Source organism: Aliidiomarina sp., assembly GCF_022565475.1.
GTDB lineage: Bacteria > Pseudomonadota > Gammaproteobacteria > Enterobacterales > Alteromonadaceae > Aliidiomarina.
The window spans coordinates 147,623-169,557 of sequence record NZ_JAIUMR010000003.1 but is presented as its reverse complement, the minus strand read 5'-3'; the positions used below and the strand labels follow the sequence as shown (position 1 = coordinate 169,557).

20 protein-coding genes and 1 riboswitch are annotated in these 21,935 nt (G+C 50.6%); of the genes, 4 read left to right on the top strand and 16 right to left on the bottom strand.

All coding sequences use genetic code 11. The annotated features are described in order from the left end of the window. Window positions 1–3: 3 nt before the first annotated feature. From moaE to moaA, 6 genes are all read right to left on the bottom strand, one after another. On the bottom strand, window positions 4–486 hold the full coding sequence (gene moaE, locus LAT77_RS04185) for a molybdopterin synthase catalytic subunit MoaE (RefSeq protein ID WP_290563296.1): 483 nt from the start codon (window positions 484–486) through the stop codon (window positions 4–6). A gap of 44 nt (window positions 487–530) precedes the next feature. Further along, window positions 531–779 carry a molybdopterin converting factor subunit 1 gene (gene moaD, locus LAT77_RS04180; protein WP_290563295.1) on the bottom strand — a complete coding sequence of 83 codons (249 nt, stop codon included), beginning with the start codon at window positions 777–779 and terminating at the stop codon, window positions 531–533. Between the two features lies 1 nt (window position 780). Further along, window positions 781–1,278 carry a cyclic pyranopterin monophosphate synthase MoaC gene (moaC, locus tag LAT77_RS04175; RefSeq protein ID WP_290563294.1) on the bottom strand — a complete coding sequence of 166 codons (498 nt, stop codon included), beginning with the start codon at window positions 1,276–1,278 and terminating at the stop codon, window positions 781–783. Window positions 1,279–1,285: 7 nt separating this feature from the next. After that, window positions 1,286–1,843, bottom strand: a complete 558-nt coding sequence (gene moaB, locus LAT77_RS04170) for a molybdenum cofactor biosynthesis protein B (protein ID WP_290563293.1) — start codon at window positions 1,841–1,843, stop codon at window positions 1,286–1,288. Then, complete coding sequence (locus LAT77_RS04165; RefSeq protein ID WP_290563292.1) at window positions 1,840–2,493, bottom strand: molybdenum cofactor guanylyltransferase; 654 nt, start codon at window positions 2,491–2,493, stop codon at window positions 1,840–1,842. The genes moaB and LAT77_RS04165 overlap by 4 nt, the downstream gene beginning before the upstream one ends. A gap of 2 nt (window positions 2,494–2,495) precedes the next feature. Continuing rightward, on the bottom strand, window positions 2,496–3,467 hold the full coding sequence (gene moaA / locus LAT77_RS04160) for a GTP 3',8-cyclase MoaA (protein ID WP_290563291.1): 972 nt from the start codon (window positions 3,465–3,467) through the stop codon (window positions 2,496–2,498). Beyond that, window positions 3,457–3,600, bottom strand: a riboswitch (molybdenum cofactor riboswitch). It overlaps the preceding gene by 11 nt. A gap of 171 nt (window positions 3,601–3,771) precedes the next feature. Here moaA and yegQ point away from each other — a divergent pair. Then, window positions 3,772–5,133: a tRNA 5-hydroxyuridine modification protein YegQ gene (yegQ, locus tag LAT77_RS04155; RefSeq protein WP_290563290.1), complete on the top strand. Its 1,362-nt coding sequence runs from the start codon at window positions 3,772–3,774 to the stop codon at window positions 5,131–5,133. After that, the gene (locus LAT77_RS04150) at window positions 5,133–5,321 is read left to right on the top strand and encodes a YfhL family 4Fe-4S dicluster ferredoxin (protein ID WP_290563289.1); all 189 of its coding nucleotides are present in this window, start codon (window positions 5,133–5,135) and stop codon (window positions 5,319–5,321) included. Before yegQ ends, LAT77_RS04150 begins: the two co-directional genes overlap by 1 nt. 29 nt (window positions 5,322–5,350) lie before the next feature. Here LAT77_RS04150 and LAT77_RS04145 read toward each other — a convergent pair whose 3' ends face one another. From LAT77_RS04145 to LAT77_RS04110, 8 genes are all read right to left on the bottom strand, one after another. Next, window positions 5,351–6,439 carry a malonyl CoA-ACP transacylase gene (locus tag LAT77_RS04145; RefSeq protein ID WP_290563288.1) on the bottom strand — a complete coding sequence of 363 codons (1,089 nt, stop codon included), beginning with the start codon at window positions 6,437–6,439 and terminating at the stop codon, window positions 5,351–5,353. Beyond that, entirely contained in the window at window positions 6,436–8,769 is a 2,334-nt protein-coding gene (locus LAT77_RS04140; protein ID WP_290563287.1) for a thiamine pyrophosphate-dependent enzyme, read from the bottom strand. The genes LAT77_RS04145 and LAT77_RS04140 overlap by 4 nt, the downstream gene beginning before the upstream one ends. A gap of 5 nt (window positions 8,770–8,774) precedes the next feature. Beyond that, window positions 8,775–9,953, bottom strand: coding sequence for an acyl-CoA dehydrogenase (locus LAT77_RS04135; RefSeq protein WP_290563286.1), 1,179 nt, complete (start codon window positions 9,951–9,953; stop codon window positions 8,775–8,777). Window positions 9,954–10,251: 298 nt separating this feature from the next. Further along, a complete protein-coding gene (locus tag LAT77_RS04130) occupies window positions 10,252–10,938 on the bottom strand; it encodes a hypothetical protein (RefSeq protein ID WP_290563285.1) in 687 nt (228 codons plus the stop codon). 216 nt (window positions 10,939–11,154) lie between these two features. Further along, a complete protein-coding gene (locus LAT77_RS04125) occupies window positions 11,155–12,429 on the bottom strand; it encodes a divalent metal cation transporter (protein WP_290563284.1) in 1,275 nt (424 codons plus the stop codon). Between the two features lie 114 nt (window positions 12,430–12,543). Beyond that, window positions 12,544–13,641 (bottom strand): OmpA family protein, encoded by a 1,098-nt coding sequence (locus LAT77_RS04120; protein ID WP_290563283.1) that lies wholly within the window; start codon window positions 13,639–13,641, stop codon window positions 12,544–12,546. Between the two features lie 323 nt (window positions 13,642–13,964). Next, the gene (locus tag LAT77_RS04115) at window positions 13,965–15,950 is read right to left on the bottom strand and encodes a bifunctional 2',3'-cyclic-nucleotide 2'-phosphodiesterase/3'-nucleotidase (RefSeq protein WP_290563282.1); all 1,986 of its coding nucleotides are present in this window, start codon (window positions 15,948–15,950) and stop codon (window positions 13,965–13,967) included. A gap of 45 nt (window positions 15,951–15,995) precedes the next feature. Next, window positions 15,996–16,853 (bottom strand): 23S rRNA (adenine(2030)-N(6))-methyltransferase RlmJ, encoded by an 858-nt coding sequence (locus tag LAT77_RS04110; RefSeq protein WP_290563281.1) that lies wholly within the window; start codon window positions 16,851–16,853, stop codon window positions 15,996–15,998. Window positions 16,854–16,967: 114 nt separating this feature from the next. Here LAT77_RS04110 and LAT77_RS04105 point away from each other — a divergent pair, with 114 nt between their 5' ends. Beyond that, window positions 16,968–18,899, top strand: a complete 1,932-nt coding sequence (locus LAT77_RS04105) for a DUF389 domain-containing protein (RefSeq protein ID WP_290563280.1) — start codon at window positions 16,968–16,970, stop codon at window positions 18,897–18,899. A 151-nt stretch (window positions 18,900–19,050) separates the two neighbouring features. Beyond that, window positions 19,051–20,625, top strand: a complete 1,575-nt coding sequence (locus LAT77_RS04100) for a serine hydrolase (RefSeq protein ID WP_290563279.1) — start codon at window positions 19,051–19,053, stop codon at window positions 20,623–20,625. Between the two features lie 70 nt (window positions 20,626–20,695). Here the strand turns inward: LAT77_RS04100 and LAT77_RS04095 are convergent, their stop codons facing one another. Together LAT77_RS04095 and LAT77_RS04090 are read right to left on the bottom strand one after the other, a co-directional pair. Then, on the bottom strand, window positions 20,696–21,400 hold the full coding sequence (locus tag LAT77_RS04095; RefSeq protein ID WP_290563278.1) for an RNA polymerase sigma factor FliA: 705 nt from the start codon (window positions 21,398–21,400) through the stop codon (window positions 20,696–20,698). An 8-nt stretch (window positions 21,401–21,408) separates the two neighbouring features. Continuing rightward, window positions 21,409–21,921: a hypothetical protein gene (locus tag LAT77_RS04090; RefSeq protein ID WP_290563277.1), complete on the bottom strand. Its 513-nt coding sequence runs from the start codon at window positions 21,919–21,921 to the stop codon at window positions 21,409–21,411. Window positions 21,922–21,935 lie beyond the last annotated feature (14 nt).

Here is a 21,935-nt window from a genome sequence, read left to right as displayed (position 1 = left end):
GAGTCAGCCTTCATTATCAAGTGCGTCTTTATTAGCCTGCCAACGCTGCGCCGCTTGCTCATCGCTTGTTTTAGCAGTCACCCAGTAATCACCGTCGTTTGTATGTTCTTTCTTCCAGAAAGGCGCGCGAGTTTTCAGGAAGTCCATGATGAACTCAGCTGCTGCAAAAGCTGCATTGCGGTGCGCGCTCGCGACCCCAACAAACACAATTTGCTCATTCAAGGTTAAGCGACCAACTCGGTGAATCACGGTTACGCGACCGAGCGGCCAACGTTCTTGCGCTTCACTAACAATTGCAGCCAACGCTTTCTCCGTCATGGCGGGATAATGTTCCAACGTCATGGCGGTTAACTTGCCACTCTGAAGTTCACGGACAAGCCCGGTGAAAGTAACCACCGCGCCAAACTTCGCATCATCCGCAAGATAACGGTATTCTTCTCCGACATCAAAATTAGCTTCATATACGTGAATCTTCACATTCTGCATGGACTTCTCGCTTCCGTATTCGTAACAACTCTTGAGTAACAGAATTAGCCACCCGTAACCGGTGGGAAAAATGCAACTTCATCGCCTGCTTCGATAACATAGGTATGGCTCACGAGTTGTTGATTGACTGCGGCTAAAACGTCTTGTGACGCAAGCTCTTGATGCCACTTTAGCGAGCGCTGCTCTAAGTGCTGAATAAGGTCTGCAACCGTACTGCCGTGAAAGTCCTCGACGGCCACTTCACTGGTGCCTAAGCGTTCACGCAAAACTGCAAAGAACAATACTTTAATCATGTTAACGACTCTCCTCGCTATCTCGTTGCCAGTGCCCACGCTTACCGCCAAGCTTTTCTTGCAATGCAATATCGGTAATCGTCATCGCTGGGTCGACGGCCTTGCACATGTCATAAATGGTGAGCGCTGCCACGCTAGCAGCGGTTAACGCTTCCATTTCCACGCCTGTTTTCCCTTCGACCACGCAGCGAGTCAGAATCCGAACTTCGTTCTTCACGCTGTCGAGTTCAAAATCGACGGTAACCTTGTTCAGGGCTAATGGGTGGCAAAGCGGAATTAAATCGCTCGTTCTTTTGGCGGCCATGATGCCAGCGACCCGCGCTGTCGCTAGTACGTCGCCTTTTTTAGCGGCAGCTTGTTGCAGTTGCGCCATCACGTCGCCATTCATAATGACCCGCGCGACCGCAATGGCTTCTCGGCGTGTGACTGTTTTTTCGGTGATATCGACCATATGCGCAGCGCCAGCAGCGTCTAAGTGGGTCAGTTTGTTGTCGCTCATAAATGCATTATCCATTCAAAAGGTGTTGAGTCGGGTTGCAGCTATTTACCGGGCTATTCTTTACGTGGGCGACAAAATTGCATGGCCCTTGGCGCGCATCGAGTTGCGGCTTAATCAATTGTTCCCAAGCCAATTTCGCTGCACCACCTGAACCCGGCATGGCAAAAATTAAAGTCTCGTTCGCGAGTCCCGCTATCGCCTGGCTCTGCAAAGCTGCGCTGCCAATATCTTGAAAACTTAACTGGCGAAAGATTTCACCAAAGCCATCGACGACTTTATCGAATAACGGTGTAATTGCTGCGACTGTTGCATTGTTCGCAGCAAATCCAGTTCCGCCATTAATCAAAACCACCTGAACGTCTGTACTCGCAATCCAACTGCTCAACTGTTGACGAATTTGGTAACGATTATTGGTCGTAATACTGCGTTCACAGACCACATGCCCAGCTGACTTCAACGACTCAACCAAGAAAGCACCTGTGCTGTCATTTGCGTCCGTGCGCGTGTCTGAGACTGTCATCACCGCTACATGCAATGGCATAAATTGCTTCACTTTTTTACTCATGATCGATTCCCTCTAGTTTCACCCTGCTGAAGGCTCGCTTGCTGTTCACCAATCGGTCCTGAATAACCTTGCAGGAAACGCTGCCACTGTTCTGGGGTGTTGGTATTCAGCAGCGCTCGTTCATCAACTGAACTGGGTAACGGCAAGGCCTCGGCCGCAGTCCAATTGATTAGACTGCGAATCGAACGCCGAGCATTTGGGTTGACGAGTTGCTCGGCAAGAAACGCCTCAAGTGCAGCGTTTCGATACAGTAAACATGGCATTTCATAACCTTCGAAATAAGCCGGATTTGGGCTACTGACCAAACTCGACAAGAGTTCAACCGACAGTGCCGGCATGTCCACTGGTAAAACCAAAACGCGGTCATAATCGCAGAACGGTAAACACGCGTGTAAACCGGCCAACGGACCTAATTGCGGGTACTGGTCAGCAACAAACAGAAACTGAGTTTGGGTCGGTAATTGCAGTTTGGGATCGCGACTGACCACAATTTGTTCTGCGCCGCTTAATTGTGCAATTTTTGCCATATGCTGCAGAAGAACATGTTCGTCTGCGCAAGCACGTGCTGGTGAAATCGGCAGCAAGGCTTTGTCGCGTCCCATCCGCGAGGACATGCCCCCAGCAAGAAGAATACAACTGAACGGTTGCATGCTTAGCCTCCGATCATCGCCAAGTGCCGAGTTGCTCCGGTGAATTCCTCATGCAAATGATGGCTCGCAGCTTTTCCTTGCAACACATCCTGCAGGTGCTGAATCAGTGCTGCGGGGTCATCCTGCTGCAAGAACGGGCGTAAATTATTGTGCTCAGAGGCAAACAAGCACATAAACAATTGTCCGCGCGACGACACGCGTAAACGGTTACAGTCAGCACAAAAGTCTTTGCTATAAGGCATAATTAAACCCATGCGACCGGCAAAGTCCGAATGAGTAAATTCCTGTGCAGGGCCAGCTGTGGTTGGTTTAATGGTTTGCACCCAACCGTCATTGAGTAGCTGTTGTTTGATGTCTTCGCCACGAACATGATTACGCTGATAGTAGGCGCGGTTATCGCCAGTTTGCATCAACTCGATAAACCGCAGAGCAACCGGACGAGTTTTTACATACTCTAAAAACTGCGGTAACTCGGCCGCGTTATAATCGCGCAGCAATACACTGTTAATTTTGACCCGTTTCAGGCCACGCTCAAGGGCAAGGTCGATTCCCCGCAGAATACTATCGAGGCGGCTATCACCGGTAATCATTTGGAAGGTACCAGCATCTAAGCTGTCCACGCTCACGTTGATGGCATCCAGCCCAGCGTCGATCCAACGGTCGAGGTCGCGCTCTAAGCGATAGCCGTTGGTGGTAATCGCTACTTCATCAATGCCAGGCACCGCTTTACAGGTTGCGATGATTTCAGTGAGATCCTTGCGTAATGCAGGCTCGCCGCCGGTAATTCGCACCTTGCGAGTGCCAGCTTGGGCAAACGCAGTAACCACTCGACGAATTTCTTCGAGGGTCAGCTCTTCTTTGCGAGACACGCAATCAGGACCGTCGGGCAGACAGTAATTACAGCGGAAGTTGCAGCTTTCCGTAACCGACAGACGCAGGTACGTAAAGCGACGCGAATATTTATCAGTAAGCATGTTCACACCTTTCCAAATTTCGGGAGGTCAGCTCGTTTCCAAACTCACCCTGGTGGCGGAATTGCCACGGCTGTCGCATCATGCCTTCAATGTTGGAAGGTTTAGATAACGCAGCTCGGCGTACACACACATGGTATGCGTTTTACTGAGTTTAGTTTATATCCGAAAAGAGGTGGGGGGATACCTCGAGGGGGGTAGTTTTCAGCGCTAACGCACCCTACTTTGCGCCAGATCAACATCGCTACGACTGGCCAGAATAAAATAGCCACCATTGTAAGCTAGGGTAAGTTCTACGAGTTAAACCATGACACACATTCCAGAGTTATTATCGCCAGCCGGCAACCTCAAAGCCTTGCGCATGGCTTTTGCCTATGGTGCAGACGCAGTTTACGCCGGACAGCCAAGGTTTAGTTTGCGCGTGCGCAATAATGAGTTCGATCTCGACACCTTAGCGAGTGGGATTCAAGAGGCGCATGCTCTGGGTAAGAAACTCTATGTGGTGTGCAACATTGCCCCGCATAACGCTAAGTTGATTAACTTTGTCGAAGACATTCGTCCAGTGGTTGAATTGGGTCCTGATGCGCTGATTGTGTCCGACCCTGGCGTTATTTTTCTACTTCGTAAGCATTTCCCGCAAATGCCGTTGCACTTGTCCGTGCAAGCCAATACCGTCAATTGGGCGGCGGTCAAATTCTGGCAGCAACAGGGCATTGAACGAGTCATTCTCTCGCGTGAGCTCGGCCTAAAAGAAATTGCCGAAATTCGTCGCCAAGTACCCGACATGGAAATTGAGATTTTCGTCCACGGTGCTCTATGCATGGCGTACTCCGGGCGCTGCCTCTTGTCGGGCTATTTCAATAAGCGCGACCCGAACCAAGGTGCCTGTACCAACTCCTGTCGTTGGCAATACAAGGTTACACCGGCAATCGAAGACGCCGTTGGCCAAATTAACCCGCTACCGCAAATACTACAGGATGCCGTGGTGCTTGAAGAACCGCAGCGGCCCGGCGAATACATGCCCATGTTTGAAGACATGCATGGCACGTACATTATGAATTCCAAGGACTTACGTGCGGTGCAGCACGTGGCCGAGCTGACCGCTATGGGCGTGCATTCGCTGAAAATTGAAGGCCGTACCAAGTCGCCCTATTACGTTGCTCGCACCGCCCAAGTCTATCGGCGCGCCATCGACGACGCCGTCGCTGGTCGCCCGTTCGATGAAACGCTATTGCATGAGCTCAACGGCATGGCCAATCGCGGCTTTACCGAAGGCTTTTTGCGTCGCCATGTATCTCAGTCAGAATTACAAAACTATGCAACGAGCCATAGCGAAGGCGAGCAACAGTTTGTCGGTGAGTTTACCGGCCATGTTGAAGTGCGCAGTGGTGTGACCTATGCGGAAGTTGACGTTAAAAACCGCTTTGAACTTGGTGACGCTTTAGTCCTGATGACCACAGCGGGTAACCACAGCTTTACTTTGCAAAACCTGGAAGACAAGCAGGGTTTGCAGCTTGCAGTGGCGCCGGGGTCTGGGCATGTAGTGTGGTTGCCTTTACCCGCTGATCACGACAATCTGCCGCTTGAACATGCGATGTTACTTCGTCAATTATTTACGGTTGCTGAGCCGGAAACGGCGGTACCGATACAAATCACTGAGGTGTCTTAATGTCGTTACAAATTCTTGATGACTGCATTAATTGCGATATGTGCGTGCCAGAGTGCCCCAATGAAGCAATTTTGATGGGCAGCAGCATTTATGTGATCGACCCAGATTTATGCACTGAGTGTGAAGGGTATTACGATCAACCTCAGTGCATTCCGGTCTGTCCTGTGGACTGTATTGTTCCTTCGTGAGCGCTAACGCTTGTGGGGCATTGGCGCGCTCATTTGCTCACGAGCGCGCGTTGCTGTTCCATGCCTAACGAGATGATATACGGGTATTCTTCTTTCGCCTGCGCATCTTTCTGTTGGGCAATAAAGTCCGCTTTACTGTGCATTTCATGCCAACCTTCGGCAATCAATGCTTGCGCAACCGCACCACCCATGGTCGCACCCGGACCGGTCAAAATAATCACATCCGGTGCAAGCTCTTTCACCCCAGTCAGGATTGCTTGACTAAAATCGTAGGTTTCACAAACTTGGTGGACCAAGGTGTATTGGCGCAACGCTTCAACATCGGTACCAAGCGGTTGCCAAATAACGCCGCGGCCATCAATCATCGGTACTTTAGGTGCGCTGAAGAAGTCCTTCGCAAAAACTTCGAGTGCTTTTTTGCTTGCATCCGCCATCAGTGACGTGTGGAAGGCACTGTGGCCCGGCAATACCAGCGGATAACGATCATCCAGAGGCGGTAGTACCGTCATGGCGTGCTTAATTGCGCTGTCTGGTCCCGCCAGTACTTGGTAGCCACCAAAGCGAATGGAACGGTATAAACGCTTATCGTCGTCACTATGTTGCAGCAGCGACTCTATCAGTGCCTGACGCTCAGCATCCGCTTGCCAGTCGTCATTCACGTCTGGGTAAATCAACTGACCTCCCAGATCTTGGCCGCCAGAGTTTTGACCACCCCCTTCTTGACCACCAGTAAGGGCAGCCATACCGCCGACCAGTTCAAGGCCTTTTTCAGCATCGAGTGCGCCGGCACAAGCTAGGGCAATGTACCAACCCATGCTGTTACCCGTCACCGCAGCGATTTCAAAACGGTCTTGATCAATGCTTAAAAAATCACTGTACGAACAGGCGTAAATTAACGGTGCAGCGTTGTTCGCAGCCAAATGCTCACGACTCTTAAACAGTTTGGCACTATCAAGCTCTTGAATAGGGGTTTCGCCCTGCTCTTTACGGATGGCATCTAACCGATCCAGAATATCCTTGCGGTCACCATGATGAGTCGCCAAATAGCCCAACTCAGCACGGTTATAGGTTCCCCGCCCCGGGCAAACGACTAAAGCACGCAATTTTTCACGGCTCATGACTTCTCTCCTGCTTGCCCTTTACTACCGATTTTAGCGCCCGGCTTTAACGTACCGCCTTTGCTCGAGTTTGCTCGTAAGCCTGCAATCGTATCGGCATCTGGAGAGTCCTGCCCCCAAATCAGCGCTTGTGCAGCACGGACAATGCCATCTTTTGCGGGTAACACATGGTAAGCGGCCTTCGCCAATGGAATAAATGAGTCATCCGCACATAAACGGCCAAGTCGAGCTTGCACACCGGCTTCTTGCAGGCGAGTCCATAGTTCTTCGGACACTGATCCAGTTTGCCGACATTCGTCAACAATCAACACATTCGGGCAATCTCCAATGGCCATCAGCAGACTTTCCATCGGTAATGGATGCAGCCAATTCAAGTCGACCAAACGACTTTGCACACCGTTCGCAGCAAGTTCTTGCTGCGCCTGACGCGACAGATAATAGCCGTTACCGTAACTGATAATACATAAATCGACGGAATGACTAGCAGCAATCGTGTTGCTTTCATGCACACTGACCTCACCGAATCCAATGCGCTGGTCTGGTTCGGGGTAGTCAAACATCCAACCATTGTCACCGACCTCATGAAGGTCTTTTTGGTTATAGAGCGCAATCGGTTCAAGGAAAATCACCACTCGTTTTTGCTCATCGGCGAGACGCACTGCTTCGCGTAACATTCGTGCCGCTGAAGCCCCATTCGACGGACAAGCAACAACAACGCCTGGCAAGTCACGGAACACCGCAAAGCTATTGTCGTTATGGAAGTGACCACCGAAGCCACGTTGGTAGGCAAGGCCTGCAACACGAATAACCATGGGATTGGTGTATTGACCAGAACTGAAGAACGATAAAGTGGCCGCTTCACCGCGGATTTGGTCTTCGGCATTATGCACGTAGGCCAAGAATTGGATTTCCGGCATAGGCAAAAAGCCGTTGTGAGCCGCGCCAATGGCCATCCCTAAAATACTTTGCTCGTCGAGCAAGGTATTCATAATGCGGTTAGGGCCAAACTGATTGACCAAGCGACTGGTCACACCGTACACGCCGCCCTTTTTACCAATATCTTCACCCATCATAATGGCGTGAGGGTATTGCGCAAACAGGTCATGTAACGCCCAGTTCAGCAATTTGTTCAGTGTTTGTGGCTTGCCGATGTTATGTTTTTCGTGGGCAAAAAGCTGTTGCCGTTGTTCACCACTCAGTGGTGTCGGAATTGGCTGCTCTGCACGCTGTGGCGCAATCGCAGCCATCACTTCGCGACTGTCTTTCAGCTTGTCACGATAGGTCGCTTCACGGCCAACCGCTCGCACGCGCGTAAAGAGCGCATTCAAGTAGTCCTGCATTTGCGCTTTGCTGGCAATACCATAGGCTTCGAGCAGTGCTAAGCTGGTGCGTAACGGATCGTTGGCCTCATTATGGGCGATTTGCTCTTTGCTTAAATAGGTCATTTCCGCATCAGAACCAGCGTGACCATATAAACGCACACATTTCATATGCAAGAACACCGGTTGACGGCGTTTCCGCGCAATTCGCTCAGCTTCCTTCGCAGCGGCGTAAACCGACAGCAAGTTGCGGCCATCACAGCTGACATAATTTAAGCCAGGGCGTCGACTGAAACTTTGCTCTATCCAACCGTGCGGTGTGGATGTGCTGATACCAATGCCGTTGTCTTCACAAACAAACACCAGCGGCAGGGGCATGCTTTGATAAGCAGTCCAACAGGCAGTGTTAATTGCCCCTTGGCTGGTTGAGTGGTTGGCCGACGCATCACCGAAGCTGCACAGTACCGCAGCGTCATGTGGCACTTCACCGTTATGGTTTAGGCGTTTAGCCAAACCAATGCTGTGCGCCATCCCCACCGCTTTCGGTAAATGCGAGCCAATGGTGCTGGTTTGTGGTGGTACAAACGCTGCTTTGCTACCGAGTACTTTGTGGCGGCCGGAAGAAATAGGGTCGTCCTTACTCGCGGCAAAACTCAACAACATGTCGTAAATCGGCGTGCTGCCGTGCACCTGCTTCAAGCGCTGAATGAAAAACGCACCAGAACGGTAATGGAGAAACGCCATGTCATTGTGGCGGAAAGCAGCCGCTATTGCAGTATTACCTTCATGGCCAGCGGAACCAATGGTATAGAAGCTTTCACCCGCTGCTTGCAGTTCGCGGGAATGTAGATCAAGTACGCGACTTGTCAGTTGTGTATCGACCCAATCGAAGAGTTGCGCTGGGGTGATGCCCAGCGCGTCGAGGTTTGGTAAATCGTCTACTTGCGGTAAAGGATTACCAAAGAGCGCCGTATTTAGGCGCTCCTGCAAAGGTTGCACCGTTTGGCTCATGATAATTAACCGAATGCAGCAAGGTCAGTTTGCGCACGGCCTAGAATTAAGGCGTGCACGTCGTGAGTGCCCTCGTAAGTATTCACTGCTTCAAGGTTCATAACATGGCGAATAACATGATATTCGTCGGCAATTCCGTTTCCACCGTGCATATCACGCGCTACACGAGCGATATCAAGCGCTTTACCACAGCTGTTACGCTTAATTAAGCTGATGGTTTCTGGGGCTAACAAACCTTGGTCGGCTAAGCGACCGGCTTGTAACGAGCCAAGCAGGCCTATGCTGATTTCAGTTTGCATATCAGCTAATTTCTTTTGAATCAGCTGTGTTGCGGCCAACGGACGACCGAATTGGATACGATCCATGGTGTACTGACGAGCCGCCTGCCAACAGAACTCTGCTGCACCTAGCGCCCCCCATGAAATACCGTAACGCGCCTTGTTCAAGCAGCTAAATGGACCTTTCAAACCGGTTACTTCGGGGAACATGTTCTCTTCTGGCACAAAAACGTTGTCCATCACGATTTCACCCGTGATCGATGCACGCAAGCTGAACTTGCCTTCGATTTTTGGTGCGCTCAAGCCGTCCATACCTTTCTCAAGTACAAAGCCGCGAATCACGCCGTCAAGCTTGGCCCAAACCACGAAAACATCCGCGATTGGACTATTGGTAATCCACATTTTGCTACCCGTTAAACGATAGCCGCCGTCGACTTTCACCGCACGAGTTTTCATGCTCGCTGGGTCTGAACCGGCATCTGGCTCGGTTAAGCCAAAACAACCGACCCACTCACCACTGGCAAGCTTCGGTAAATACTTTTCTTTTTGCGCTTGCGTACCGAACTCATTAATCGGGTACATAACCAAAGAGCTCTGCACGCTCATGGCACTGCGATAGCCGCTATCAACGCGTTCAACTTCACGGGCGATCAAGCCGTAACAAACGTGGTTGACACCAGCACCACCAAATTCTTCGGGAATCGTAGCCCCCAGCAGACCCATTTCGCCCATTTCAGTCATGATTTCGCGATCAAAACGCTCTTCCCGATTCGCCATTAGCACTCGCGGCATCAGGTTTTCCTGACAATAAGCGTGAGCACTGTCACGGATCATGCGTTCTTCGTCCGTTAACATCGAATCCATAAGGAATGGGTCTTGCCAATTAAATGCAGCGCGTTTACTCATGACGTCCTCTTCTGGGGTTAGCAGGTTTGCTTGGGTTTAACTTGCTCTGACTAATGTTTTACAGACAAGTTGCATACACAACTTATTATATCGAGTTTAACAGCGGAATACCTAGCAAGAAAGGACGGAAGTTGACAGATAAGACCAATTTAACGCGCGATGCAGGAGAAACCCCTGCATCTTGCTGCGTTTTCGCGATCGCGACACGCTATCGCGGTTAGCTACCGCGGATAGCGTCCGCGGATAGCTGCGTCGGCTAATCACTGCATTAAGCTGCTGACGTGCGATCAAGTGAACGTTATGGCTGCCCGTCGACACTACCGAAGTCGAAGTAGACCGTCGCCTCATTACTTTCCGAACTTGTTAACGACATCATCCGCAGGTAAGTTGGCGTCCAATCTTGTTCGCGCATGGAGCTGTGCAGCGCGGTCGAGTCGAATCGAGCGTCACTGAGACTCGACACTTTTAACTCACAAAAGCTGGTATAACACGTCAATGAATCAATATTAAAATCACGTAAACTTTCGTCCGTAATAAAAAGGTCTTGGATATTTTGTTCAAGCGGGTAAGCCCAGTCAGGGTCTACCGGCTCGTGCTCAGCACGTAAAGCAAAATCATCACCACTCATGAAGCCTTCGGCGGCGTTGCGCATCGCTCGCTCTAAGGCGCGCTCGCTATTGTTTGTTTCTGCGGTCGTTGCCTCAGGCTCTGGTGTAGGCTCCGGCTTCGGTTCGACAGGTGCGCGTGCCGCCGCTTGGGCTTCCAGTCGCTCAGTCATCATTAAGGTCAACGAGCGGTTTTCCGCTTGCAGTTCAGCGACTAAATCTTCTAAAAAGCCAATCCGCCGCTGCGCCTCACCGTCTTCGATAACCACTTCACTCTCAATCACGACCGGAGCTTCCTGCTCGGCCATACGGCTCTGCCAAAGCAAAATCAGTAGTACCGAAATGATAATTAAATACACCCAATGCATGAATTTATTCATGGCTTGCAACCTTTCCTGTCAATGAATTCCAATAATCTACAGTCTTTCACACTTTTCCGCCAAATAAAAATATACAGCAAATCAGTATGTTACCCTTTCGGCTCGGAGCCGCAATGTAATTTGATTCTGGCTCGGAGCCGTAATCAGTGACCAGCCAAAGTCTTCCGGCTGCGTTTTATTGGCAGCCGAGATGACCTGTTATCGTAAGGTGGAGTTTTACCGCAGCACGATCAGCCAGACCAGATAAAACAGCGCAAAGCCGACGAGATAGCTGAGTCCTATCCATGCCCACGCATGTAAGAACTTATATTTTCTTGTCGCTCGTTGTTCATCTGTGGCAGCTCGACGGGCAAGTTGGAAATTTAGCCAAGCAAACAGTGGTGTGGTTAAAAAAGCTGCGGTCATTGCGAATGCAAGCATAGGCCCGAGCGCACCGCTGAAAAAGACAATCATACCGAATCCGAGTGCAGCCTGGCTGAGCAAAATGAAGGTATAACCAGTGCGACTATGAAGCGTACTTATACTCGGGTTTAGACTCGGCCACAACAAGCGGCTAGCGATGTGCATGCCACGGGCATAGCCATCCAAAACTGTCAGCGTGGTGCCAAACATACAGAAAAATGCAACTAAAATGACCAACCAGCGTGTCCATTCACCGAGGCTTGCTGCATACATGCCAACCAGCTGTTCAGCGAACGCACTACTTCCCATGGCGATTTCCTGCTGGGCACCATGTTGTATCAGTGCGCCCAACGCCAAGAAACATAGCGCTAATCCTGCGGTTGTCCAAAAGCCGACGTTAAAGTCAAACAGGCCACCGAGCCGCGAGATCGGCAATACTTGCCGCTTCTCCTGCAGCCAAATGGAATTAATAACGGAAATTTCTATCGGAGCGGGCATCCAGCCCATCATAGCCACAAGAAATGCAAGCGCAGCTAAGTTCCACGGTGACGGACTAACAAAGTCGGCTGGCGTATTTCCCGATGGGCCTAACTTAACCAAAGCATAGGTCATCGCTGCCACGGTCAGTATAGCAAGAATCACCATCATGATCCGTGCGAGTAGGTCGAGTGCTTTGTATTCACCGAGTAGAAGGAAAAGAACACAACCGAGCAATAACACTGCGCTAACGACCACAATATCGAGACCACCAGGCAACATGAAATTCAGCAAGCTGGCGGTGAGCAGCAAAACCCCCGCAGTATTCACAATGGCGGCAACCACGGCTAACACTAAAAAAATAATTAGATAGGGTTTACCTTGCTTGTAGTAGCCATGAACGAGGGTTTCGTTTTGATTGAGCGTGTAATCAATTGCAAACCGAAAAAACGGGTACTTCAATACATTGATGAGAATGATGAGGCCAAACAATTGCCAGCCAAATAAAGCGCCAGCTTGAGTTGATGCCACTAAGTGCGAGCCGCCAACGGCAGCCGTTGCCATTAATAAGCCAGGGCCTAAAGCGCGCCATCGGTTTGTTGTTTTGTCCATGTTGTTATTCTTATCGCCAAACACCGAAGCCTATTTATGCACGCTCTTTTCAAAAATGCAAAAAAAATCCCCCGCCGAAGCGAGGGATTCTATTTTTACTTAGCCGTGTCGAGATTAACGAGTTTGTGGCACTCGAATTTCGACAGACAAACGAGCTTCCGTACGACGGTTGCGCGCGTTTGCTGGCAAGCTAATTTCGTTCACAATCGGCTGGCTCATGCCGTGACCGCGTGACTGAATGCGGCTGCGAGCGATACCGTGCTCATTCACCAGAATGTCAGCAACAGCTGCTGCACGACGCTCTGATAAACGCTGGTTGTATTCAGCAGTACCGATTAAGTCAGTGTGACCGTGTAAAACAACTTGCGTATCAGCATGTTCTTTCATGAAATCAGCCAAACGACGGATGTCGCCTTGATAGTCGCTGGTTACGCGAGCAGAATCAAAGGCGAAGCCTACGCGTAATTCTTCAGAAACTTGCTGTGTGGTGTAAACGGTACAGCCACGGCTGTCGACAACATGACCACGTGGGGTGTTTGGACACTCGTCACGATAATCTGGAACGCCGTCGCCATCTGTGTCAGTTGTACGATCAACTACAGGCTCTGCTGGAGCAGCTTGCTCTACACGGCGGTCACGCGTGTTATCAAGCAATGGACCATTGTTGCCGAACGAGTAGGCCATACCTAAAATAAATGACTGGTCGTTGAAGTCTGACTTAGTTTGCGGCGCATATTCAGCTTTCACCGACAAACGGTCAGAGAGGAAGTGCCGATAACCAAGAGTCGCACGCCACATTGCGTTACTGTGGTCGGCAACGTTTGCACGGCTTGCACCTAAGCCGAAATAGAAGTTACGCGTTGCATAAAACAATGCGTCAACACCATAAATTTCACCGTAACCTGTGTGCTGCATGTTCTGCGTACCGACTTCTACGTAGTCATAGTATGAACGCAAAGCAAAGCGTTTGGTCAAAGGCACAGAAAGCTCTAAACCCGGCTGTGCAGATTGCGTGCTGCCGCTAAAGTTATGAACATTGCCCAAACCGTCGACATATTGACGCTTATTGCTGTACTTAGTTAGGTGCAAACGCAAACCAACGGTGATATCTTCGGTACCAGCATAGTAACCGTCATTGGCCACCGCATGAGGGCTTGCAATCAAAAGACCAGCAATGACGGCTGGCGCTGCAATTCCGACAATCTTTTTCATAAGGGTATATTCCTTCTTTCCTTTGAGCTTCTCCACTTACCCGGGAGGCTTGGGGGGTACTAAACCCTTATTCTGGCGCAACTATGAGAAAAATCTCTAGCTTTACCAAAACTTTAGAAATCGAAGTGCATTAATAAACCAAATCGTTAATTAACGTTGACATTTTCAACATGCGCACTGTTCCGAAGTATAACATTAGCGTCATGAATATCAATGTATTCGACGTTATTTTCAACAACTTTTCAAGCGATTGCGGAAATCAAAACGACTTCGTTACCCTCAGTTTGAAGTGCCGAAGCAGCGAGTCGATCACAAACGAACAACTAGTCGTGGCGCAAATGATAGTAAATGCCCCCGCCTTCAGCCGCCCCACCAACGACTAACCCTTTGATTTCCTGAGCTTCTTCAGCTGCTATCTGTGAGTTGTTACCACGCCAGAATACGTCTGCGTTTACAGGCAACTTGAGCCGCCAATGATCAGTCACGTCGACATTCAGAAGCCCTGCATTCACTTGCGTCACCGCTATTGCATAGTCCGCAATCACACGGCGAACTTCTTCGCCCGTAGAATACACAACATTCGAGCCATCGAGCGCAGGGAAGTGCCCACCACCGCCCGCTCGATAGTTATTCACCGCAACAAGAAAACGTTGCTCTAAATCGATGGGTGCATTGTCATATTTCACCTGTTCGACACGTCGGGCGTCCGGGTTAATCAACTTCCCGTAACGATTATAGCGTGGCGGTTGCGCAAGGTTAAACTGATAACTCAATCCACAAAGAACATCAAAATTGAAGCTCGGAAAGCCGCTAAATAGCGCTTGCGGTTCCGCTTGCTCAGCGACAATGGTGTTGTATGTCAATGCTGACATTTCCAGCCATTCGATTAGCTCGGCGCCTGTGACCTCAACAACTTGTAGGGTATTAGGGTAAATATACAGGTCAACTAAATTGCCGAGCGTAAACTCACCGGCAGGAATCATGGTGTAGTCGTCGGCATGTTGAAAACCATTACGAAACGGTGCGGCAGCACTCAATAGTGGCAGATCAGTCGGCAGTTCACCTTGTTCACGCAGCTTCTCCACGTACCAGCGTTGCGCATCGTTAATCAGCTGCACCGCACTACCGGGTCGAACCCGACCGAACACACTGGTAACTGGCGAAGAGAGCTGCCCAAGTGGCTCATTCAGCATTGCAATCGTCGCTTGTTGCTCTGCGACCATCATCGATGCAAGCGATTCATCTTGCTCATCAGTAATAGGTCGGGCTTCAACGTGACTGTTGAAGACCTGCCAATGCTGCCCATCATGCTCGAGAATTAAGTCAATAATGCCCAAATGATTGCCAAAATACCCAGGTGACACAGCGGGCACGCCGCGGACAAAACCCCGTTCATTATCGACATCCGGTAAGTTATCATAAGCTGGAGAGCCTGGAAAAAGCTGATGCTGGTGACCAAACAAAATCGCATCAATCCCGTCTACACCAGCGAGTTGATAGCTCGCTTGCTCGGCAAATTCTGGATAACTGCCATAGACCCGCAGTCCAGAATGCGGAATAGCAACAACGATATCCGCGCCGTCCGCTTTCATTTTTGGCACAAAGTACTCGGCCGCCGCAACCATATCACGCACCCGCACTTTACCCGCCAAATGTTGTTGATCCCAACGGACAATTTGTGGCGGCAAGAAGCCAATAAAGCCCACATTAAGGGTAACTAGCTGACCATGGTTAGTGGTCACCTGTCGCGGTAAAATAACGTACGGTGGCACCAGTGGGTTATCCCAGCCGTGCGATTGTTTACCGGCGTCGGCTGGACTATCGGCCCAAAACACGTTGGCGCTGATATACGGAAAATTTGCACCGGCAATCGTGCTTTCCAAAAATTCCAGACCAAAATTAAACTCGTGGTTGCCGAGGTTGCCAACGTCATAGTCCAAGTAATTCAACGCCCGCATAATCGGATGACGGTGTTCATCGACATACGCAGCGCCTTGCCCAGCGACCCAGTCGCCAAATGCAGAGCCTTGAATCAAATCGCCATTATCCACCAAAAAATTATTCGGTTGCTCCTCGCGAGCTTGATGAATCAGCGCTGCGGTGTACGTCAAACCGAGCTGATCGGTCGGCTGCTGACGAAAATAGTCGTATCCAACCATATATGCATGCAAATCAGTCGTTTCCATAAGTCGGATCTGGACTTGCGTACCTGTGGCAACTGGCGTCGCCTCGCTTGCGGTTTGAACTGCCTTGCCGCAGGCTGACAACGCTATCAATGCTATAGCTGTGGGAAGTATGATTTTCGACATCTTTTTCATCATGATCACGAGCCTAATTTAAATAGGTAGATTGATTTATTCAGTTCGAAGCCAGCTCTGCTGCAACATCGCTGGGTGTTGGTAAACCGGCTCAAAGGCCGGTAACAGCGGTTGCATAAGTTGCTCAATTTCAGCTTCTATTTGCCAAGGCGGATTGACAATCAGCATCCCCGAGCCGTACATGCCGCGCTCCCCTTCCGCTTCCTTGTAATGCAACTCGCTACGTAATATGGGCTGTTGCAACTGACTTTGCAGTTGCTCCAACATGGTTTCATGGCGACCTGCAGGCAGCATTGGATACCAGATTAACACCGACGCATGACGGCAACGTTGCATGATATTCTTGACCGTGTCAGCCACCGCCGCATATTCACTTTTGTCTTCGTAGGCAGGATCAATTAGCGTCAAAAGCCGAGGCGTTTTCGGCGGCAACATGCGCACGACACCTTGTAGTCCATCACCGTAGACGACAAAACCGGTCTGTTCGTGCGTGGTTAACGCTTCATGTTCACCTGGGTGTAACTCAAACACGGTGTGACGATCACCCGGGCGTGCTAAGCCTGCAACCCAAGCAGGCGAACCGGGATAAAAGCTAATCGTTTGGTCACGCGAATATGGGTTTAAGCGTTGTAATTCATTAAAAAAATGCTGCCAAACCGGGTGCTTAGCGAGTTGCTCGCGATGCTCAAGGACCAATTGTACGCCATGACGATATTCACCCGTTTTCTGGGCTTGCGCATCGCGCAAATCATACAAGCCTTTGCCGGCATGGGTGTCAAAGTAGTGAATCGCACTCGCTTTTTGCTGCATACGTTGAATGGTCGCGATTAAAATCAGATGCTTATGCACATCGGCGGCATTCCCCGCATGATAACCGTGTTGATAACTGAGCACAGGATCCTCGGCTGCTGTTAGAAATGTTCGAAACCCTAGATTACCTTGAAAGCACTTTATTGTCGCGTTTGTCTGCGCTATAACGTATGGACTGCGAGTCATGAGGAATTTCAAATGGCGTTTATGGAAAAGGCGTTAGTCGTTTACACAAATGAACAGTTCGCCCTACTCGAAAAAGTACACACGTTCGCCCTGACTCATAACATTAAGCTCATCGATGTACCGCTCGATGAATTTCTCGAAACACCGGGAATGTTCAGTGACCAAGCAGACCACGTCGTGGCGTTTGTCACCGACCAAACCGCACACCAGCTCATTGATATCGCCAAAACATTGAATCTTTCCTTGGGCTTTATACCACTTGTGCAGGGCGGGCCATTAGCAACCTGGTTTAAACTACCTAAAGATCAGGACCAAGCCATTCGCTTAGCCTTTGAAGACGATCCCGAAGCGCTCGATATTTTGCGCTGCAACAATGAAGTGGTTTTAGGTTCCGTCACCATTGGCAACACGCCGTTTGTTAATCAACGGAGCAGCACTTGGTTGCGCCGGGAGCAGTCACCGTGGCGATTTGCCTTGTACTGGCTTGCGTTGCTGTGGCGCAGTATCCGTAATCTTTTCACCATTAGCGTCTTCCCCGTGACCATCAGTACCGACAAAAAGGAACTACAAACCGCTATTTCGGGCATGGTCGCTATTGAAAACGACATTCATTCCGCCGCAGCGCGACTGCTGGATACCACTATTTCCGTACAAGACAATCGAGTGTCCTGTGTGGCGATAGCCCCAAAATCCGTCATCCAGTACCTCGAGTTTCTTTTTGGTTCATTGCTGCGTCGGCGCAATCAGCGCAAATTACCAAGCTGCATTGGCTATATCAAAACCAAACGGCTCACCCTAAAGGCAAACCAACCCATGCGCTTGGTTTTGGACGGCCGCATGCGCAAAACTGACAGCGTTGAACTCGAGATGTATCCGCGCGCAGTGCGCATCAATATGAGCGATGAGTACCATGATTTTCATGAGCCGATTGATGACAACAAGGACACGATGCGGGTGGATAATTTGCCGCAAAATGAAGAACGCATTTCCATGATTACCCGTCATCTGCCGCTCTTTACCCATGCCCTTGAAGAAGACTTCAAGGAGCTGTTTTTGCAAGTTCGCGACAGTGCAGTTGCCCATCCGCATTATCTTGCCTTAATGATTCTAAGTTCGATTGTCGCGACGCTTGGTTTGTTTTTGAATAGTACCGCAGTCATTATTGGCGCCATGGTTCTAGCGCCGCTGATGGCACCCATAGTCGCTGTTGCCATGGGACTCCTCAGAAGTGACCGCTCACTTACGTTGCAGTCATTGAAAACGATTGGTATTGGTGTTGTTTTAGGTTTGTTCGTCTCCGCGCTCCTAGCAATTCTGGTTCCCGTGAAAGAGCTCACACCAGAGATTGCCGGACGCTTACAACCGACATTACTCGATTTAGGCGTTGCCATTGCCTGTGGTATCGCCGGTGCCTATGCGTATGCCCGCGCCAGTGTCATGCGCAGTTTGCCGGGTGTTGCGATTGCCGTTGCGTTAGTACCACCACTTTGCGTTGCCGGTATTGGGCTTGGTTGGACAAACTTAAGTATGATTTGGGGCGCAGGCCTGCTCCTTGCCACCAACTTGATCGGCATCGCCGGCGCTGCCGCTCTAACCTTTCTCGTCTTAGGTTACGCACCCGTACAGCGTGCTCGCAAGGGGCTTATTCTAACCATGGCGTCGGTTGTTGTTATTGCAATTCCATTAGCTTTCGCATTTGCGTCCATTTATCAGAATTATCGTATAGAGCGTGATATCAGTCAGTTCGAATTTGTTTATAACCAGCAGCCGATTCAATTTAGTAATATTGAGGTGAATGCTCGGCGCAACGCTATCTACGTCAGAGCTGACTCAATTGGAACTCAGCCGCTTGACGACGCTTCCATGCGCGCACTGAAAGAAGAACTCGAAACACGCTGGAACCGCGAAGTCACTCTCGAAATCGGCTTCCGCTACCGCCTTTAATCCGAAACGCCACTCATCGCTTCCATTTCGCAACCTGTTCTGGCTCCGAGCCAGAACAAAAATAATTCCGGCTCCGAGCCAGGGCGGTAACATCATGTATTTGCAGTGGGTTTTTGTTATGGTAAGGAAAATAATTGAACGAGGAAGAGTTATGAAAGTTTCTCAGGTGGCGTTCGCGCTAACCACAGGTTGGCTATTGCTGACCAGTTTGACATCGCCAGTGGTTGCTCAGAACCAAGAAATTGAAGCAAAATTGGCGGGGCTCGATGAGCGCATTGAAGCGGGTCGTCAAGCGTGGGGAGTGCCTGGAATGGCGGTCGCTGTGGTCTATCAAGACCAAGTTATCCACGCTGAAGGTTACGGGGTGCTGCGCCAAAGTGAGTCGGCTAACGTCAATGCCGACACCTTATTTGGCGTTGCCTCCACCACGAAAGCAATGACTGTCGCAACCCTTGCCATGCTGGTCGATGAAGGCAAGCTCGATTGGGATGACAAGGTCATCGACTACCTTCCATGGTTCCAGCTCGCGGACCCTTGGGTCACTCGGGAAGTGACTATTCGTGACTTACTTATTCATCGTGTCGGTGTTGGCCGCATGACTGGTAATCGCTTGCAGTTCATGCCCACGGCTGATCGTCGGACCGTGATTGAAGCCATGCGCCATCATGAATTTGAGGCACCCTTCCGCTCACGCTATGTGTATAGCAATGTCATGTACTCCGTCGCAGGTGAAATCGTCGCTGCAGTATCGGGCATGAGCTGGGACGACTTCATGGCGCAGCGATTATTTCAACCATTGAATATGTTGCGCTCCAACACGTCAATTACTCAGTTTAGTGATCAAGACAGCAATATCGCTTGGCCACATCAGTGGATCGATGGCGAACTGGTGGAAATTCAACGTCGCAACTTCGACAACGTTGGCCCGTCAGCTTCCGTGAATACTTCAGTGAACGATATGGCACAGTGGATCCGCTTGCAGCTTGGTGAGCCTGGCGTCTATAACGGTGAGCGCTTGCTCAGCGAACGCGTCATGCGCGACATGCACCATCCGCAGATTGTAACGGGCCGCGGTGATCGCAGTGAGCCTATCCGCGCTTATGGTCTCGGCTGGAGCCTTGACGAGTATCGCGGTTTTCAGCGCAGCCAACACGGCGGGGCGACGGACGGATTTAATACTAATTTAGTCCTCATTCCAGAGCTCGACCTTGGCATTGTCGTGGTCACCAACACCTTCTCGAGCTATCAAGTCGCGGTCGCCAACGAAATTATCGACCGTATTGCTGGCCTTGACCCGCGCGATTGGACGCACGAGCTCCTCGACCGTTACAACCAAAGCTATGAGCGTGCGTCTGCTGCCCGCGACGCCATTCATGCAGAGCGTCAGCTCAATACCGAGCCAACCTTATCCAATGCACAGTTGATCGGCCGCTATCACGACAAGCAATATGGTGAAGTCCAAGTATTTGCCACGGAACAAGGCTTAGCGCTGCACTTTTGGGATGACGGCGTAAGTATTTTGGACCTCGAACATTGGCACCATGACACCTGGCGTGCGTCGTATCGCAACCGTGCGCAACGGGAAAAGTTTGTTCATTTTACCCGCGACCGTGATGGTAATGCCGCAAGTCTTGAAGTCACTTGGACGTTGCGTCCGGTACTTACCCAAGTCGGCATTTATCCGACCAATTATTATCGTAATGTGAGTTTCAAGCGAAAAGATTAGCTCCACAGATACAACAAGGCACCGTCATCGCGGTGCCTTTTTATCTGCCTAGAAAACTAGTCCAAACGGGTTAGTCTGCGAGGACGCTCGCCCGAATCCGCTTGATCGCTTGCGAATGCAATTGCGATACCCGTGACTCACTGACATCGAGAACCGCACCAATCTCTTTTAAGTTAAGCTCTTCTTGATAATACAGCGCCATCACCAGCTTTTCTTTTTCTGGGAGTGCAGCAATCGCACGCGCAATCAGTTCCTTTCGCTCACTGCTAAACAAGGCTTCTGCCGGCGACCATTGCTCGTCGCTTTCACCCAACTGGGCTTCTTCGTGATCGGTCACCACATCGTCATAAGACAGCACTAAACCATTATTCGTATCGAGCAGAACCTTTCGGTATTCCTCTAATTCCATATTTAACTGCGCAGCGATTTCGCGCTCTTCGGGAGCACGGCCGAGTTGCTGTTGCAGCTTTTGCACTGCTGCTTCAATTTCCCGCGCGGTCCGCCGGACACTGCGTGGAAGCCAATCTCGCGAACGCAATTCGTCAATCATGGCCCCACGAATACGCTGATGCGCGAACGTCGAGAAAGCAACGCCAGCTTGCGGATCGAAACGCCCGAGTGCGTCGAGTAAACCTTCCAATCCCGCTTGAATCAAATCGTCGATATCGACCCCAGCCGGCAGCCTCACCTGCAAAGCCAGTGCGTGTCGCCGAACCGTCGGGTAGTACTGTTGTACTACCGACTCACGATTTAATTTGCCTTGTGCGGTGTACATGGTCGTGATCAGGACTCCTGCTTAGACATACTCACGGGTAATTGAATTCGCAACAAACGAATTCCGAAGAATCGTGCCGCCACTGCTTCCACGTTCGCGATCAGACCTCGCGTCGACGACAATGGCGGATGCATCAGCAGCACTTGCTTCGGCGCGCCTGCTCGCTGCAAGGTTTTCAAACCATAATAAGCGCGTTGGAAACCATTCAAATCAGGCTCTACCCACAATACCCAACGCTGATATTGCGTAGCAAGCTCGGCAAGCCCAAGCGGCGACGATTCAGCGGCTATAATATCCCAATCATCGCTGTTACCGACCCATTGCTTACCCGCTTGCGCATAACGCTCAAGTTCAGCGCGTACACAACTTGTGTCATTCAACAACGCAGACGGCAAGCCAACGACCACAATGGTGCCACGTGACGCACGCGTAACGGCCTGCGCTTCAGGTTTATCCTTTTTATGCTGCCCCGCCCATTGGCGGAGGCCGGCAGCTTGATCGCCACTGACTGCTGTGGTCACTGATCTACCTCTAT

Bases quoted from the DNA above. Each gene is read 5' to 3' on its own strand.
- moaE (WP_290563296.1), bottom strand. From the start codon at position 486: ATGCAGAATGTGAAGATTCACGTATATGAAGCTAATTTTGATGTCGGA.
- moaD (WP_290563295.1), bottom strand. From the start codon at position 779: ATGATTAAAGTATTGTTCTTTGCAGTTTTGCGTGAACGCTTAGGCACC.
- moaC (WP_290563294.1), bottom strand. From the start codon at position 1,278: ATGAGCGACAACAAACTGACCCACTTAGACGCTGCTGGCGCTGCGCAT.
- moaB (WP_290563293.1), bottom strand. From the start codon at position 1,843: ATGAGTAAAAAAGTGAAGCAATTTATGCCATTGCATGTAGCGGTGATG.
- LAT77_RS04165 (WP_290563292.1), bottom strand. From the start codon at position 2,493: ATGCAACCGTTCAGTTGTATTCTTCTTGCTGGGGGCATGTCCTCGCGG.
- moaA (WP_290563291.1), bottom strand. From the start codon at position 3,467: ATGCTTACTGATAAATATTCGCGTCGCTTTACGTACCTGCGTCTGTCG.
- yegQ (WP_290563290.1), top strand. From the start codon at position 3,772: ATGACACACATTCCAGAGTTATTATCGCCAGCCGGCAACCTCAAAGCC.
- LAT77_RS04150 (WP_290563289.1), top strand. From the start codon at position 5,133: ATGTCGTTACAAATTCTTGATGACTGCATTAATTGCGATATGTGCGTG.
- LAT77_RS04145 (WP_290563288.1), bottom strand. From the start codon at position 6,439: ATGAGCCGTGAAAAATTGCGTGCTTTAGTCGTTTGCCCGGGGCGGGGA.
- LAT77_RS04140 (WP_290563287.1), bottom strand. From the start codon at position 8,769: ATGAGCCAAACGGTGCAACCTTTGCAGGAGCGCCTAAATACGGCGCTC.
- LAT77_RS04135 (WP_290563286.1), bottom strand. From the start codon at position 9,953: ATGAGTAAACGCGCTGCATTTAATTGGCAAGACCCATTCCTTATGGAT.
- LAT77_RS04130 (WP_290563285.1), bottom strand. From the start codon at position 10,938: ATGAATAAATTCATGCATTGGGTGTATTTAATTATCATTTCGGTACTA.
- LAT77_RS04125 (WP_290563284.1), bottom strand. From the start codon at position 12,429: ATGGACAAAACAACAAACCGATGGCGCGCTTTAGGCCCTGGCTTATTA.
- LAT77_RS04120 (WP_290563283.1), bottom strand. From the start codon at position 13,641: ATGAAAAAGATTGTCGGAATTGCAGCGCCAGCCGTCATTGCTGGTCTT.
- LAT77_RS04115 (WP_290563282.1), bottom strand. From the start codon at position 15,950: ATGTCGAAAATCATACTTCCCACAGCTATAGCATTGATAGCGTTGTCA.
- LAT77_RS04105 (WP_290563280.1), top strand. From the start codon at position 16,968: ATGGCGTTTATGGAAAAGGCGTTAGTCGTTTACACAAATGAACAGTTC.
- LAT77_RS04100 (WP_290563279.1), top strand. From the start codon at position 19,051: ATGAAAGTTTCTCAGGTGGCGTTCGCGCTAACCACAGGTTGGCTATTG.
- LAT77_RS04095 (WP_290563278.1), bottom strand. From the start codon at position 21,400: ATGTACACCGCACAAGGCAAATTAAATCGTGAGTCGGTAGTACAACAG.